The sequence below is a fragment of the Sediminicola luteus genome, assembly GCF_040566555.1.
In the GTDB taxonomy this organism is placed as follows: Bacteria; Bacteroidota; Bacteroidia; order Flavobacteriales; family Flavobacteriaceae; genus Sediminicola.
Window position 1 is genome coordinate 75,776 of sequence record NZ_JBEWYP010000002.1, and the last position, 17,369, is coordinate 93,144.

The window sequence follows — 17,369 nt, forward strand, 5'->3', positions numbered from 1 at the left end:
AACGAAGATTTTCCCACGGAATAATCTTGGAATTGAACCAAACTCCATCTTAAAATTATTTAGATGGAGTTTTTTTATAGCTCTACTCATGCCATCCTGGACTAAAATCCTCAGGGGCATTTTGCGGTAGATTAATGGTCCCGTTCCCCCCGGTATCATTGTAAATTAACCATTCCTCAAAAGTAAATATGGGATTTCCTCTAGAGACCCCAATTACCCTTTCTGCCCTACCGTCCTCAAATTCATGGTTGGTCCCCGAGCCATCCTCTCCAGGCACCCCAAAAACATCTATTATTTTTCCAAATGGATCTACCAAAACCAAATTATCATCCCCATTGGAGTCGGCTGGACTATTGGTAGAAATCCCAACGTCCGGAGCAAATCCGTACACCAGCTCAAATTCTTCCTTATTGGGAGAAATCACCAAGGTCTTGTTGGCTCTAATTTGGTGACCTGACAGATCCAAAGATGAACTCGCCTCGGGATTGGCATTGGTATATCGCATCAGGGTCCAGCCATTAAGATCCAAAGGTTGGGCAGCCGAATTAAACAGCTCCACAAACCTAGCCCCAGTATTATTATTGGGATCTGCGAGTTCTGATATAAAAACGTTCTCGGAAGTAAATTCCGTGGGTATTATTTTACATCGCTCATTAGAAAAGTTCACATCTTCCAAATTATTAATGACCAATTGAAATGCACTTTTTGATTTCAACAAAATTCCCTTAATCTTGCCGTTACCTTCCGGCAACAATTCTGATTGAAAATCTGAGTACCCACTATTTAAAAGTCCAATGTTTTCGCCATCACAATCTTTAACGACTCTCACCGTTTCTTTCTGATATTCAGCATAGGTTTTGCCCAATTCTCCTTCTTCAAATTCCAACCCATCAAATTCAACCAAGGTGTTCAAGGGGATTTCTACCAGGCTATCCAGCCCTGTCTTAACAGCTTGAAGTTCAAAGGGGGAATCACAAGCATTGATTATATGCTTCTTAACAGCTGCAACGGGCAATCTTCCTACGGATAAGTTCCCAAAGGAGCTGAAAACGGCTCCAAGCTTATAGCTTTCTTTGCCCAGGCCCAAATAAAGTCCTTTTAATTTGACGTATACCTTGCTGCCAACAGGATATAGAAGATGGTAGTCCCTTGCATCCAATTCTATTTGCAACCCATGTTCGGGACTTTGGGTCTTGTCTTGTAAATGCAAGGTTCCAAAGAAATTTCCTGCATGATCCGAGGAGTTGATATACCCTTCCAAAACCAAATCATCTTGTATTTGAAATACGCGATCAACATACATTCCCTTAAGATCTGCAAAACTGATATTGGAAACCAATCCTTCCCCACACTCAATTTTGGGAACATCAAAAGATCTATCTGCAACACAACTCGCTGCCAATAGTGCTATAAGCACAGTTAGAATTGAAAGAAGCTTTATGTATAATTTCATGCTATCCATGTAACAGATTTAAAAACTAAAAGCCAGATTTAGAAAATAAGTACGACCATATCCATACCAATATTTTGGAGCAAATGAAGGGTTGCCACTGGCATTGTCCCTAGCTAACTGTCCGTAATTACCATTTCTACTCTGTTCATAACCCCCGGTCCTAAAAACCGTATCGAATACATTGTTGATACTCCCAAAAACACTGATATATTTTGAATTGACCAACCACGACTTACCGCCCACTAAATTCAATAAATAGAAATTATCCAAGGGATCTTGCCGCAATAATTTCATTACATTTTCTTCGGTAGCCTCTGGAAATGGGCTCCCTGTTTCTGGGTCCAAATAAAAACTTTGAGTCCTGGTAATAGTAGAAATGTTGCTATAGTTGTTGGCCAGATAATTTGCGGACATTCCAACCCACCAATACTTTGGATCCCTATATTCAATACCGAAGGCATATGCTTTTTGGGGTCCTTGTGCCAGTTTATAGTCCTTTATCTTCGCAATTCCAAGATCTATAAATCCCCGTTCATCCAGTACATCCTCCTCTGCACCGGCCGTATCAAAATTAATGCTCACAAATGGGTCGCTTGCATACAGATATTTTCCAATAGCGGCTACAGCGGAGAGCTTTACAGACGAGGATATTTGGTATTCCAGACCAAGCTCTACCCCCATGTGCAATTTGTCCAAATCGGTTACCACTTCTTGAACAAAATCGGAACCAACGCCAGCATCCACAAAGAAAAAATTAATGTCGGTCGTGTTTTGAAAACGGGAATAGAATCCTGTTAGGCGTCCCATTACTTTGGGGAGGCGGATAAAATAATTGAAGTCCACCGAGGAATTGGTCTCGTGCTGTAGATTTGGAACGATCTGGTTGCTTTCTCGTGGATTAACAAAAGAATTTTGAAGGGTAGGTGCTTTTTTTAAATAGACACCGTTTACACTCATCCAATGCCTTCCATTGAACTTATAGGTAAGTCCCCCTTTAACCCCCATAGGGGTGAAAAATACTTTTTCACTTTGACCGATAGATCCAAGAAATCGCTCATTAAGAAATAATCCTTCCCTTTGGTATTCTGTTTTTCCGTACTGCAAGGATAAAAAACTATCCCATGATTTATAATTGTATCTCAATTGGACAAAAGCATTCCAATCCGAAGCCTCCATCGTATAACTATAATTAAATGTATCCCCTTTAACCTTTAAAAGATCCCCGTTTACATCATTTCGGGTATCTGAGAAAGCATCTTTGTCCTCGTGATATTCTGCCCCCAACAGATCGTTGATCATTGCATAATTGTTGGAATCGAGCATTTTGTAGGTAGTTCCTACATCCAATTTAAAATGTTCGCTTATTTTAAGGTTTGCAACTGTATTAAAAGTAATCTGGTTATCCCTTGTCATGTCATCATATAAGAGATAGGAGGCCATGCCAACCGGAATAGTATTCATATTGGACTGGTACAAGGTATTCCATTGTAATTGTGGAGTCTCCAAAAATGCTTCCTTGGCAATCCTAGCACTTTCGAAATTGGCTCCAATAGGGCTATTGATATAATAGCTGGGCAAATACCTATAGTAGGTAGGATCTGGATTTGGAGCATTGGAGTAACCAAGCCTACTTCTCGCAGTTGTCCCAAACTGATAGGCCGCTCCAGAACTAATCCGGATATTTTTTGCCTTTAACATATGATTGAACATGAATATGGGCTCAGCGATTCTTCGCTCCCTTGAATTCCTAATTTGACCGTCTTGCAGACCCCAATAAGGATTGTATTTTCTACCCGCCAATTGGAACACCTCTTCGGTCACAGCCGATGACCGACCCCTTCTATTACTTGACAATATAGAAGTAAGAAGAAGGCTGTTTTTTGAATTTATTTGATATTCTAGGGCGCCAAAAACTGAATAAGCATCGTACAATGTGCCTTGTATATATCCTTGCTTTGCACTTCTGCGTGATGCAGAAATACTGTAGAACAATTGGTTCCCATTATTCCCTGAATTATAGGTTGCCATAATTCTATCGGTATAGGTCCTATTGGAAGCAGAAGAAGAGAGTCTTGTTCCTGGACGCATTAAAGAAGGTCTTGTATCTATGTTGGTAAGGCCCAAAAGCCTACCAAAGCTGCGGTCGGATGGATCCAAACCGTTGGAAAATTCTTGGTTACGTACCACATCATTCAAACCTCCCCAGTTGTTCCATTGTGGTCTTCCATCAAATATTTTGTTCATCGGTAGACCATTGATGAGTACCAATCCATTTTCGGCATCGTATCCTCTCACTCTAAAAAATGCCTGGCCAAAATCAAAGGCGGCCCTATTTAAAAAAACATCCTTGGTGGCCTGTAAAATACCCATATTCCCAAAACTGCTTTCATCGTCGGCCAAATCTGCCTCTGTAAGCGCTATTAGATTATCGGTTTTTTCTAAAGTGATATCCCTTTCCAGAAAAATATCACCAAGATCTAAAGACATTTCTTCTAGTTCTATAGGATATTTTTTTGTCGTATAATCAGTCATAAAAATCACCAAAACAAAATTCTTTGAACTGGTAAACACCTGAAAATTGCCTAGTTCATCGGAAATTACGAAGTCCTCCCTCCCTTCCAAAAGAATCTTTGCACCACCAATTGGTTTTTTGGTATTACCCTCTAGAACACGACCTTTAACATCAAAATTTTCCTGTGAAAAAGCATTGAGGGAGATGACAAAAAAGAACAATAAAGACCAAAAAAAATGCATGTAATACTATTGATGAAAATCTAATTCGCAATTTAAATAGAAAATATACGACAATTATTCAACTTTATTCCTAATTTTTTGATTATTTTGAGCTTATAATCGATTTTTGTATGCTTTTCAAATATATATCCTTACTTTTTTTATGTGCCCCTTGCTTTTTGTACCCGCAAGCCGAGGCCCATTATAGTATAAGAACTATTGCCTTTTACAATGTTGAAAATCTTTTCGATACCGTTAATGATCCCAATACCTTTGACGACGATCGCACCCCAAGCGGAAAAGATCAATGGACGACCGACAGATACAAAAAGAAAATTGAAAATATTTCCAGAGTCCTATCAGAAATAGGTACAGCTATTTCCACCACTTCACCAGATATTATTGGTCTCTGTGAAATAGAAAATAGACAGGTACTCGAAGATCTTATTGCCCACCATAACTTGAATGACAAGGGTTACGGAATCATACACTATGAATCACCAGATGAACGTGGCATTGATGTAGCATTACTCTATAAGCAAAGTGCTTTTATACCTGCCCATACAAGTAGCAGGCGATTATTGCTCATCAATGACGAGGGGGAACGGGATTACACGAGGGATCAGTTGGTGGTTCAGGGTTTTATGGATACGGAAAAAATTTATCTGATAGTCAACCATTGGCCTTCCCGCAGTGGTGGGGAGGCTAGAAGCGAACCGAATAGAATAGCCGCCGCCAAACTCAATAGAAGAATCATAGATTCAATCCTAAAAACAGATCATGCCGCAAAGATCTTAAGCATGGGAGATTTTAATGATGACCCAACTGACACAAGCTTAAAAATAACTTTGAGAGCAGGTGGCCCAAGGTCTTCTTCCAATACAATGCAAGCGATGCACAATCCCATGGAAAAATTACATAAAAAAGGACTCGGTTCACTGGCATATCGAGACCGATGGAATCTATTTGATCAGATTTTATTCACTCAAAACTTATTGGATAGCGATGCAAATACCTACCAATATTGGAAAACGGGTATTTTTAAACCTTCCTATATCAGCACCCAATCCGGACCCTATAAGGGATATCCATTTCGGACATATTCAGGAGGAAATTACACTGCTGGGTACAGCGACCACTTTCCGGTATTTGTTTATCTAATTAAAAAAGCAAAATAGCCTGGCTGTGAAGGGAACGACTACCCATGAATTTTAGAGTTGGTTTAAAACCACTGTCCCCATGGAATCCTACTTAGGATCAGTAGTAATCCCAATCCGTAAAAGATGGAGATAGTCTTGAATTTCTTCTTGGCCTCCATCACCTTTTTATGTTTGGACCAACCTATTGTAATAAGCACCACGGCAATGATATTTATAAATGGGTGCTCTACCGCCAACAAACGAGCTGCGGAGTTTAAGCCCCCCATCCCTAATTCCCGTATGGCCTGTAAGCCGTTTGCGGACACAAAGTAAAGGATCAACCCTATAAGAACCTGCATGTGTGTAAAAATCAGCGCAAAGAGGCTAATTCGGAAGTCCTTTTCCAAGTTGAATATTCTATTGCTAAAAAGTCCTGAAATGGCATTGACCACCGCCAGGATCAATATGATCAAAACGATATAGCCTAAGTAAGAATGTAAACTTTGTATAATTTCGTACATGAGATAAATTTTAAAAGCCCTAAAGTACTAATTTTTGGGCATTAAAAAACCCCGCTGTTGAGCGGGGTCATATAATCTTTCTTTGTCAATTTAAAAATTGAATCTCACACTTGCGTTCCAAGTCCTACCAAACCCAAAGAATACTCTATTGCTAGTATTTATCCCATCAAATGTAGGATCACCTTGTTCAGCAAAAATATTAGTATCTGATTCTGCAATGTAGGTCTCATCCAATACGTTATTCATATTTAATCTTAGCGTCATTTTCTTGCCAGCAAAGGGCATATTAAAAGACAACCCAGCATCTAAAAGCCCGAATGATGGCAATTTTAAAGCACCATCTTCAGTAACATCCGTTGCATCAAACGCCGCATATAAATTATCCGCAAATCGATAGCCAGCATCTACGCTAAGGCTTTCGCAAATTTTCAGGTCAGCTCCAATAAAGGCCGTAAATTGTGCCGCATCACCAACTTTAACCCCATCCAATGGAAGAATTTCCTGTTGTTCTTGTCCGTCTATAACAATTGGATTTTGATTGGCATCAAAGAATGTGGCATTAACATCATCTTTATATTCCCAATTACCAATAGAAACCATTCCAGTTAACGCAAAGATTTCAGAGGCCTGCCATCTTGCATCTACTTCAGCACCCATATGCACCTGGGTAATTCCCAATAAATTGGCATTTCCTCTTACTTCCTCTGGAGTATTAGCGTTGAATGTAGCCGAAACGGATTCAAAGCGATCCTTCCAACTTGTTCTATAAAGATTGACATTAGCTCTAAATCTTGAACTTCTATATCCGTATCCAATTTCCGAACCAATTATTTTTTCATTGGTTAAATTAGGGTTTAAATTATTTCCAAAATTAATATATACAGCATCAAACAATGGTTGTTTAGAATAATAACCCGCATTTGCAAAAATATTATTTTTAGCGTCTATATTCCAGTTAATACCACCCTTGATATTTCCTCCTAAAATATTCTCAAAGTCGGTTTTTGCAGGAGGAGTTTCATTAAAGAATTCTTCCCTTGCAAATCCTTGATTGGAAAGTGAACCTTGAATAAATCCTGTAACATCTGGATTAAAATTATATTCTACTTGTCCAAAAACACCCAGCCAATTAACATATCCCGTATTGTAATAATCTATTTTTTCTTCGTCATCTATATTACCAAAAACCCACCAAGGTTGATTGGCATTATACTTTTTAAAATAGAGCGGATCAGGATCATTATTCGCGTTATCTGTTTGCAAATAAGCATCACCACCTAATCTATCATTAACCCTTCTATAATGGAATCCCTTATATTTTCTTAAATCAACCCCAAAATCAATTACAAGGTCTTCATTAATTTGATTATTAAAGTTTGCTAATATCCCATACCAGTTATGGGAATTTACGGAAGCCCTTCTAGAAATTCCGTTGGCGGCCGATCTATCTCCGTTACCTTGATTCACATATATGCCATTAGTCGTTTCCCTTTGAACGATGGATCCATTAAATAAGACTGGCTGTCCAGAGTTATAGGCTCTTATTCTTTCTACATCTACTAGACCGTCTTCTGTTTTCCATCTTCCATCAAATTGTCTTGCCCCTGCAGAACGTCCTATTTCACCAGTACCTCCCCCTCTACCAAAAGAAGCGTATGTAGATGTTTCCAACGTTGTTTTATTGCTTATTTTCCATTCCCAGTTTAAGCTTACAACTGGTTTATGGTAAAAATTCCTTCTGAAGTTATATTCTTTACCATCTAAAAAGCCATAATCACTATTATACCTTCTGTCCGGATCAACGCCATTATCACTATATTTTATATAATCAGATATTGATGGCGCAAAAGACCTTTGATGATGCCACTGAGGGGCACCGGTAACAGTAAACTCAAGACTATGGTCAACATTGGTATAACCCATTGAAAGAAAATAGTTAGCTCCTTCAAATTCTGTACCATCGGCATACATGCTCCCTGCAGTACGACTTAACAATAAGGAAGTTGAAAATCCGCTTTCGAGAAGTCCCGTGGAATAAGAAGCTATGGTTTTTAAATAATTATCATTTCCAACCGTTGCACCAAATGATCCGCCTTCTTCGTTTTTAGAACTTTTTGTTACAACATTAATCGTCCCCCCTACTGATGAAACAGCCAACTTTGAAGAACCCAAACCACGTTGTACCTGTATAGCGGAAGTAACGTCGGAAAGTCCCGCCCAGTTACTCCAATACACTTGCCCGTTTTCCATATCATTAACCGGAACTCCATTGATCATTACAGCAGAGTTATTAGTATCAAAACCTCTAATGTTAATTCTAGCATCCCCAAATCCACCACCTGTTTTGGTTGCGTAAATAGAGGGCGTTGTATTAAGTATTTCAGGTAATTCTTGAGAACCTAACTTCTCTTGAATATCAGCAGCCTTTATCGTGGAAACGGCTACAGGTGTTTTTCGGTCCCTAGCTATATCCTGGACGCCAGAGACAATAACTCCTTCCAATTCTTCTGCATTTGGCTCTAAACCAATAGCGCCAACACTACCTGTTTTTGCAAAGGCAATCTTTTTGGAAACGAAGCCAATATAGGAAACTATCAATGTTCCATTATTACTGGTAACCTCAATAGAGAATTTACCATCGAAATCCGTGGCTACACCATTAGATGTGCCTTGAACCATTACCGTTGCTCCAGGCAACGGGTCTCCTAAATCACCGTCAATGACAGTTCCAGTAATTGTTCCTTGTGCAAATGCGAATGCCGTAAATAAAAATGCGGCAAGTACGAAGTACATTTTTTTCATTCTTTCAAATGTTGTTTAGTTTGTAAATAATGCTGCAAAAGTGAGTAATTTTTCACATGAGAGCATTTTCTTAATGTTAAATTAGAAGCCGCAAATTTAACATAATATTTACAAAACAACATTTCTGCAACAACAACTTATCTTAAGTTATTAAGAATTTAGAGTTAATAAACTCAACTCTTAAAATAATGAAGAAGCTGCATTGTAGATGCATCATGATTGGCAATTTCTGAATTTTCGATATCCTTTAGGATTGTCGTAGCAAGTTGTTTGCCCAATTCTACACCCCATTGATCATAACTGTATATATTCCACACCACCCCCTGAACAAATATTTTGTGTTCATAAAGTGCGATCAATGCTCCCAAACTTTTTGGGGTCAGCTTATCGATCAAAATAGTAGTGGTAGGTTTGTTTCCCTCAAAAACTTTAAATGGCAGCAAGGCTTCCAATTCTGACTTTGACATGCTCTTGCCTTCCAATTCCCCACGCACCTCTTCTTTGGTCTTACCATTCATCAACGCCTCTGTTTGGGCGAAGAAATTGGCCATCAATTTATTGTGGTGGTCGGTATCCCCATGCAAAGAGTCCTTAAACCCAATAAAATCTGCTGGGATCAATTTAGTCCCCTGGTGGATCAATTGGAAAAAAGCGTGCTGTGAATTGGTTCCTGGCTCTCCCCAAATAATGGTTCCTGTTTCATAGGAAACCCGTTCTCCATTTCTGTCCACACTTTTGCCATTGCTCTCCATGATACCCTGCTGTAGATAGGCGGAAAATCGACTCAGATATTGAGAGTAGGGAATAATGGCTTCGGTCTCGGCACCATAAAAATTGTTATACCACACGCTCAATAAGGCCAAAACTATCGGAATATTCTCTTCAAAATCCGCTGTTCTAAAATGCTCATCCATTTCGTTGGCACCCATCAACAGCGAATCAAAATTTTCATACCCCACGGCCAATGCAATGGATAACCCAACCGCACTCCAAAGTGAAAATCTACCGCCTACCCAATCCCACATTGGGAACACATTTTCATCTAGAATACCGAATTCCTCAATTTTAGCCGTATTGGTGGATACAGCAGCAAAATGTTTAGCAACATCCTTTTGGGAAGCGTGTTTTAAGAACCATTTTTTAATGGTTGTGGCATTGCTTAATGTCTCCTGTGTGGTAAAAGTTTTGGATACCACAACAAACAAAGTAGTCTCAGGATCCAGTCCTTTTAATGTTTCATAGACATGATCCCCATCTACATTACTGACAAAATGCATCTTTAAATGGTTCCCGTAGAATTTTAAAGCTTCGGTAACCATGGCAGGACCCAAATCTGATCCTCCGATACCAATGTTCACCACATCGGTAAAGGCTTTACCCGTGTATCCCTTTTTATGACCGGAAATAATGGCTTCTGTAAATGTTTTGATCTTTGCTTTGACCGTATAGACCTCTGGCATCACATTTTCACCGTCTACTTTGATGTCATCCCCCTTTTTAGCCCTTAGTGCCGTATGGAGTACTGCCCTGCCTTCTGTTTCATTAATGATATCCCCGTCAAAATATTTTTTGATAGCATCTTTCAGGCCTACTTCTTTCGCTAAGTCCAACAATAGACCCTTAGTTTCAGAAGTAATATTATTTTTAGAATAGTCCACAAAAAAACCTTGACTCTGCAAGGTGAATTTTTTTGCCCTGTCCTTGTCGGACGCAAATAAATCTTTTAATTGTGTGTTTTCGATTTCCTTATGATGATCTCCCAACGCATTCCATGCTTTCGCACTTGTGGGATTTGTTTTTTTTAATGACATTTTTATTGGTTCTCGGTTAATAAATCTTCTTCAGGCAATTCCATAAATTCTATACAGTCCAATTGCTCTTTTAAAGGGGAAATAAAAGCATAATAATCGGGTTTCAAAGCATCGGACAATGGCTCGGCAGTTGGCAGCTCCTCCCTCAAAGGATCTACCTGATGACCGTTCTTCCAAAAACGATAACAAACATGGGGTCCTCCTGTATTGCCCGTCATACCGATCCACCCTATAACATCTCCCTGCTTAACATATTGGCCTTTACGCACATTCTGATTCTTCATGTGAAGGTATTGTGTGCTATAGGTGCCATTATGCTTGATCTTCACATATTTTCCATTACCACCTCTACGTGTAGATTCTTCCACTGTGCCGTTTGCGGTAGCTAAAATTGGCGTGCCTATCGGAGCAGCATAGTCAGTGCCTTTATGAGGCCTCACTTTATATCCGTAGTATGCAATTCTTCTGTTCAAGTTATATCTGGAGGAAATTCTACTGAATTCAACAGGGGCCTTTAAAAAAGCCCTTCTCAAATTTTTGGCCTGCTCGTCAAAATAATCCTTTACCTTATTGACTGTATCTGTTTCGTATCCGAAAGAGTAAATGGTTTTTCCATTGTGTTCAAAATAAGCAGCCTCAATTGGCTCAGCTCCTGCGTAGATGGAATCATTAATATACTTTTCCTTATAAATGACCTTGAATTTATCCCCCTTCTGAAGTCTAAAAAAGTCAATGGTCCAAGCGTAAATCTGGGAAAGGTTATTGGTAATATTGTAATCAATGCCTTGTTCCAAAATAGCTTCGGACAAAGAGGACGTAATTACACCGGAGGCCTCCCTCTGCACATACTTTATTTTGTTGCGTTTGTTATAGGCGGTTACCGAATCCCTTAAATCAATAACCGTATAGTTAATAAGATCGTTCTGGTAGATAAACACTTGGGCTTTTTCCAAGGTGTCCTTTGATTTTAATATAAGGTAAGGTTTTCCAACCACAATCTTTCGGACATCAAAGGTGTCCCTAAATTCTTCGGAGATTTTATAGATCTTGGGGTATTCTACCTTGTTGCGCAACATCAACTCCCCGAAACTATCCCCATTTCTGACAGTATCCTGAAGCACAGTAAAATCATCCAGATTAAAACCAAATTGTTTTATCACAATAGGCTTTGTAATGGTCGCAACCTCTGCCATGTCCTTATCCGAAGACCCCGAGTCCTTGCAAGAGGCCAACAATAAGAATGAAAGAATTAAGCCCAAATATAATTTCATGTTCTCCTACTTTTTATGCGGGTTAAAGATATGGTCCACCCACTGCTTTCCCCAATTATTTAACTCTTCCTTAGAATATATCTCAGGAAAGAATATCACTTTTTGAAAACTGGGAGGCAAGTATTCCTTCCAATTAGTCCCGCCAGTAGCATCTACAGCTCCATTTTCCCTATCCAAATACCTATATGCAGATCCCATATGCATCAATGGCCAATTCACATTTGCATTGATATCCAATGCCTTTAACGCTTCTATCAACGTCTTATTGCTCTTGGTTTCCTCGTTTAAATTTTGATATTTTTCATAGATGGTATGCCCTTTAACACTGTTGGTTATTCTAATAAACCTTGGCGTGTATCTATATTCGAATTGCTTAAGGGTCAATGTTTTCTCTCCGGTAACCACATCAGTGGCTCCTTTTTTCCAATATATATGCTCGTAAAGCTCATCAATTCCATCTTCTGCAGAGAAATCATTTCTTTCCGATTGATGTACCAAATTCTCCAGGGGAGTGGCATAAAGCTCAATCATCCTATACTGGGCAGATTGAAATCCACTTGCCGGCAATAAGGCCATGCGATACTGAAGAAACTGCTCCCGTTCCATTCCTTTAATCATAATCCCAAAGGAGGAAATAAGGGCCTTGTAATAGTTATTGATCCTATTGACCTTCTCCAGAAAGAAATTTAACTCCTGTGATTTATCATCCACTATCTGCTTTTGTTCGTGGAGAATGAGTTTAAAATACAATTCCGTAATCTGGTGGTACATGATGAAAATTTCTTCATCAGGAAAATGGGTGCGGGGTACTTGTAGACTAAGAAGGGTATCCAGATGGATGTAATCCCAGTAAGTAAGGTAGCGTTGATAGAGCAAGCCGTCTAAGTAAGAGCTCAAATCCTGGCCGGAATCCTTGTACTTTTCTTCAAGTTTTAATATCTGGGATTCTATTTTCTCCTTATTCTCCATTAAGTATTATTCCATTATAATTTTGAACTGGTTCTTAAGACCGTTATAGCCATCCAAATCGGCCTTGATAGATCCCACGGCCAGATCAGCTTTGATCCTGATCGGAATTTTGTTCAGGTCATTGGACACCCAAAGCGCCAAACTTTCCTGCTCTTTAAAAACCCGACCCGATTGTACATAAGGTCTAAACTTTAAGCACTCCACTTTGCCGTATTTGGTTTTCAAAACTTCATTACCAAGGTATTTTAGTTTAAACTTAAAAACCCCGTCATCATCATACAACATATTCAGATCTATGGATTTCCCCACCTCTAAATCTTCTGCCTTGTAGTTGTTCCTTAGAAAATAAAAGGCAGATATTAAATCTTGAATGTCCTCTTTGACGGCAAAATTAAACTTTTTATTGTTTTTTTTATCGTTTAACTCTGCGGATTGACTCCTATGATCAAAATTGATCTCAATATCCTTGGTATACCCACCTTCATCAATCTTTCTGACAAACTTGTATGGTTTCCCATCTTCCATTCCAAAATAGCTTTCATAGGTGTCGTCTACTTTAAAGAAGATACTGGCTAAACCGGTGGTCTTCCCGTTTCCTACAACATGATATACAGGAACCCCTTTCATGGTATCCGATTTGACCTGTAAGGTGGCATAACTGGCGTTAAAGATGCCATAATGAATGCGAAACCTCAGCCATTCACCAGCCCTGAAAGCTGAATTATTTTCTTGGGCGCTCAAAGAAAAGGTCATAAGCGCTATAAGTGCAAAACAAATGTTTCTCATTTTCTAATGTTCAGGTAAAAATAGTAAAAACAAGTCTATACTATTTTTGATTTCTTGTTATATAAACAAATTTTGTTCCAAACTATTGCGCACAAAAAAAGCCCAGTTCTAAAACTGGGCTTTTCCTAAATAACCAACCAAACTTTAAATTATGAAAAACCAATACTTAAAGTTGTAAGGGAACCACCCCTTACTTGAGGACAAAGTTAATTTATAACTCTCGTATCTAAATCCACTTTAACGGACTTTAACTTTACCTTTAACAGTTGTTTATATATTTTAAAAGAATTTTAGGAAATCATTAAGAAAAACAAATCTTCTTAAAGTGTTCCCCTTGATTCTTGCTCTCTTTCTATAGCTTCAAACAAAGCCTTGAAATTACCTTTTCCAAAGGATTTTGCTCCCTTTCGCTGAATGATCTCAATAAACATTGTAGGGCGATCCAAAATAGGCTTGGTAAATATTTGAAGCAAATACCCTTCATCATCCCTATCGATTAAGATACCCAGCTCTGATAGAGGCTCTAAATCTTCATCTATTTCACCCACACGGTCCAATACGTCCTCGTAATAAGATGAGGGAACGGTCAAAAACTCGACCCCTCTATTTTTCAAGGCGGTAACCGTCTCAATGATATTATCGGTAGCCATGGCCATATGTTGAACACCGGCGCCATTGTAGAACTCTATATATTCCTCAATCTGTGATTTTTTCTTCCCTTCTGCAGGTTCGTTGATAGGAAATTTAATCCTTCCGTTGCCATTGCTCATCACCTTACTCATAAGGGCCGTATATTCAGTAGAGATATCCTTGTCATCAAAAGACACCAATTGCGCAAATCCCATTACCTTTTCGTAGAACTGACACCATTTGTTCATCTCGTTCCAGCCCACGTTTCCTACCATGTGGTCAATATATTTCAGCCCTACATCTGATGGCTTGTAAACTGGATCCCATGCTCTAAATCCTGGCATGAACACCCCTTTGTAATCTCCTCTTTCCACGAATAGGTGAACAGTCTCCCCATAGGTGTGTATCCCAGAAACCACGACCTTTCCTTTGTCATCTTCCATGGTTTTGGGCTCCATATAACTCTCAGCCCCCCTCTTAGTGGTTTCTTGGTAACTTTTAGTAGCATCATCTACCCAAAGGGCGATGGATTTCACACCGTCACCATGCGCATCTATGTGCCTGTTAATATCTCCTCCAGATTTTAAAGGAGAGGTTAAAACCAATCTTATCTTATCTTGCTGCAGAACATAAGAGACCCTGTCCTTAAGTCCTGTTTCCAGTCCGGCATAAGCCAAAGGCTGAAAACCCCAGGCAGACATATAATAGTGTGCCGCTTGCTTTGCGTTACCCACATAAAGTTCCACATAATCGGTGCCCAAAAGCGGTAAAAAATCTTCCGCAGCCGGATTTTCTATTGGTAATTGAAATGAAGTCTTATCTAATTGTGCCATAATAGGTATTGAATATTTTGATTAAAAAAAGTAATGATTAAACGTTGTAAAAGCGAATATATCAGCAGTTACCACATGGCCCTAAGATGGGCAGTTATATCAATTCTATATTGAAGCATCACTGTTTCTTTTATGAATTACAAATATCGTAAAATTCAATGACTTTTTTTGATAATTTCACTTAAAACCAGTATCCGATACTAAAAACCAAATTCCCCCTTCTTACTTCAGGGGACCAAGAATACATCACTTGGACGGGACCGATAAAAGATTCCCAACCATACCCTAAGGCATACCCTGAGTATTCTGGTTTTTTGAACCATTGCCCTGTCCTAAAAATATCATCGTCCACCCTAGCGAAATTTGCAGCTAGCAAAAGGTGGTTCTTTGGAAGGAATTCATAATCGACCCGACCGTGCGCCTTCACGAAACTATTTCCCACCAAGCTCAAAAAATCATACCCAAAAAATGGAATAAAGTTATTGATCAAGTTGGTGCCATAGCCCCCAAGGACAAAATCAAAAGAAGTCACTTCTGACTTCCCCAATTTAAAGCCACCTTCCGTTTCCAGGTTAACAGATAATTTATCGGATATGGGAAAGGCTCCCCCCATTCTGGCTTTGGCTATTGAGAATTCCTTGAAATTATTATTGAAATCCGATGAATATAAATACAAATGAAAATCCCCATCAAAAAACAGACCTCTGGTCGGGAAATATTTATCATCATAGGTGTCCAAGGTAAGCTGACCAAAGGTGCTTAAATAATCACTTTTATCAAATATTATCCTGTTTGAGGACGATTCGTCCATCAAGGTCTCTCCTATGGTTGTGGTACTATATTTTAAGAACTTGTGTTCCACTCCTATACTGATCGCAAATTCCTCTGCCCAAACAGTCTGCAGATATGCCTGATTTGTTAAATCTGATACATCCAGATTTATGGTGTTCACGTTACTGATATCCGAAGAATCAAAATTCGAGGCAATTACACTGGTGCCAACCTCATGATCAAAATCACTATATCTGGAATTTACCCCAAAACTCCAGTAAAAACCTTTATCCACATAATATTGAAAATTGTATCGGAGCTTATCCCCCAAAATGAAATCGAAGGAAAATACATCATCATCCATCAACAAATTCTTTTTGGTAAGATTTATCAGTGCCGCACTTTTGTAGAGGTCATTGTAATGCAGGCCCATCCGCAAGAAGGTTTTGTTAGGGTTTTCCCTTAAATTCATTATCAAATCCACGGCATCGGGACCATCTGGGGTCAATTCATATCGTATGGATCGAAAGTTTCCAGTTGCGGCCAAATTGTTGACCCCTTGCTGTAATTTTTCAAACGACATTTCATTTTCCAGATTAAGTCGCAATTTCCCTTTTATGTATCCCCTAGTGTAGTTATCGTTCCCTTTTAAAACAAGCCCGTTAATAGTCAAGGAGTCTTTGGTTACCACTCTTTTTTTGGTAGTCTCCGGTCTGTTTTGCCGGATGGCAAGTTCCTTTAGTTCGGCATATTTGGCACTCGTTGCCACCTCCCCGCTTCGGACAATGCTCTTCCCCAGGGCAAAATCGATTACCGAGTATTTCTCAATATTTGGCTGTATATAGATATCCGTTTCTTGGGATTTTTTAACCATATCTTTCACCGTCCTATAATTATTGATCTGCAATAGCACCTCTGTTGCAGACAATAATGCTTCTCTATTAGATAGTCCGTGCTGTACGTCTACCCCGATCAGAAAATTAGCCCCCATCTCCCTCACCTCCTTGATGGGATAATTGTTTACCACACCTCCATCTATCAATATGGCGCCTTCTATTTCCGAAGGTTCAAAAAGGGAAGGAAAGGTACCACTCGCCAAAATTGCTTCAGGCAGATAACCCTGTTTTAACAACACCTCTTCCCCAGTCTCCACGTTTGTGGCTACGCACAGAAATGGGATGGGCAACTTATCAAAATCCCTAATGTCCTTAACGTGGTACAATAGCCTAACCAATTCATTATATATTTTTTGACCCCCAGAAAGGGCTTGGGGAAATGAAATTTTAAAATTATTGAACGGAAGTGTCAGGGCATATCGTTCAGAATCTTCCTTCTCATAGAACGTCTTGGCACTTCGGGGTAGATTATCCTGAATTAATTTTGGAAAATTTGTGCTCTGAAAAATAGAGTCGAGTTCGGTCGCAGAATATCCCGAAGCATACAGTGCCCCTATAATTGCACCCATACTTGTACCCCCGATATAATCAATTTTTACCCCAGATTCCTCAATAACCTTCAATGCCCCTATGTGGGCGAGACCTTTAGCGCCTCCACCGCTAAGCACAAGTCCCACCTTAAGCTCTTTCTCTTGGGAAAAAATGGTTCCAAAGCAAAAAAGAATGAGGTAAATGAGAATTTTATTTTTCATAG

Annotated in this window: 11 protein-coding genes; 1 reads left to right on the forward strand and 10 read right to left on the reverse strand. The window is 39.2% G+C overall.

The genetic code is table 11. The annotated features are described in order from the left end of the window. Window positions 1-82 precede the first annotated feature (82 nt). Window positions 83-1,453, reverse strand: a complete 1,371-nt coding sequence (locus tag ABXZ32_RS04015) for a DUF5689 domain-containing protein (RefSeq protein ID WP_354617382.1) — start codon at window positions 1,451-1,453, stop codon at window positions 83-85. A gap of 18 nt (window positions 1,454-1,471) precedes the next feature. Next, the gene (locus tag ABXZ32_RS04020) at window positions 1,472-4,207 is read right to left on the reverse strand and encodes a TonB-dependent receptor (protein WP_354617383.1); all 2,736 of its coding nucleotides are present in this window, start codon (window positions 4,205-4,207) and stop codon (window positions 1,472-1,474) included. Window positions 4,208-4,317: 110 nt separating this feature from the next. Between ABXZ32_RS04020 and ABXZ32_RS04025 the strand changes: the two genes are divergently transcribed. Continuing rightward, a complete protein-coding gene (locus ABXZ32_RS04025) occupies window positions 4,318-5,364 on the forward strand; it encodes an endonuclease/exonuclease/phosphatase family protein (RefSeq protein ID WP_354617384.1) in 1,047 nt (348 codons plus the stop codon). A gap of 44 nt (window positions 5,365-5,408) precedes the next feature. Here the strand turns inward: ABXZ32_RS04025 and ABXZ32_RS04030 are convergent, their stop codons facing one another. From ABXZ32_RS04030 to ABXZ32_RS04065, 8 genes are all read right to left on the reverse strand, one after another. After that, entirely contained in the window at window positions 5,409-5,846 is a 438-nt protein-coding gene (locus ABXZ32_RS04030; protein ID WP_354617385.1) for a hypothetical protein, read from the reverse strand. A gap of 90 nt (window positions 5,847-5,936) precedes the next feature. After that, window positions 5,937-8,648: a TonB-dependent receptor gene (locus ABXZ32_RS04035; RefSeq protein ID WP_354617386.1), complete on the reverse strand. Its 2,712-nt coding sequence runs from the start codon at window positions 8,646-8,648 to the stop codon at window positions 5,937-5,939. A 173-nt stretch (window positions 8,649-8,821) separates the two neighbouring features. Further along, window positions 8,822-10,459 (reverse strand): glucose-6-phosphate isomerase, encoded by a 1,638-nt coding sequence (gene pgi, locus ABXZ32_RS04040; protein WP_354617387.1) that lies wholly within the window; start codon window positions 10,457-10,459, stop codon window positions 8,822-8,824. Window positions 10,460-10,461: 2 nt separating this feature from the next. Then, entirely contained in the window at window positions 10,462-11,730 is a 1,269-nt protein-coding gene (locus ABXZ32_RS04045; protein WP_354617388.1) for a peptidoglycan DD-metalloendopeptidase family protein, read from the reverse strand. A gap of 6 nt (window positions 11,731-11,736) precedes the next feature. Continuing rightward, a complete protein-coding gene (locus tag ABXZ32_RS04050; RefSeq protein WP_354617389.1) occupies window positions 11,737-12,699 on the reverse strand; it encodes a tryptophan 2,3-dioxygenase family protein in 963 nt (320 codons plus the stop codon). Between the two features lie 6 nt (window positions 12,700-12,705). Next, a complete protein-coding gene (locus tag ABXZ32_RS04055) occupies window positions 12,706-13,452 on the reverse strand; it encodes a DUF3108 domain-containing protein (protein ID WP_408016787.1) in 747 nt (248 codons plus the stop codon). Window positions 13,453-13,805: 353 nt separating this feature from the next. Continuing rightward, window positions 13,806-14,948: a 4-hydroxyphenylpyruvate dioxygenase gene (gene hppD / locus ABXZ32_RS04060; RefSeq protein ID WP_354617391.1), complete on the reverse strand. Its 1,143-nt coding sequence runs from the start codon at window positions 14,946-14,948 to the stop codon at window positions 13,806-13,808. Between the two features lie 181 nt (window positions 14,949-15,129). Beyond that, window positions 15,130-17,367, reverse strand: coding sequence for a patatin-like phospholipase family protein (locus ABXZ32_RS04065; protein WP_354617392.1), 2,238 nt, complete (start codon window positions 17,365-17,367; stop codon window positions 15,130-15,132). Between the last annotated feature and the right edge of the window lie 2 nt (window positions 17,368-17,369).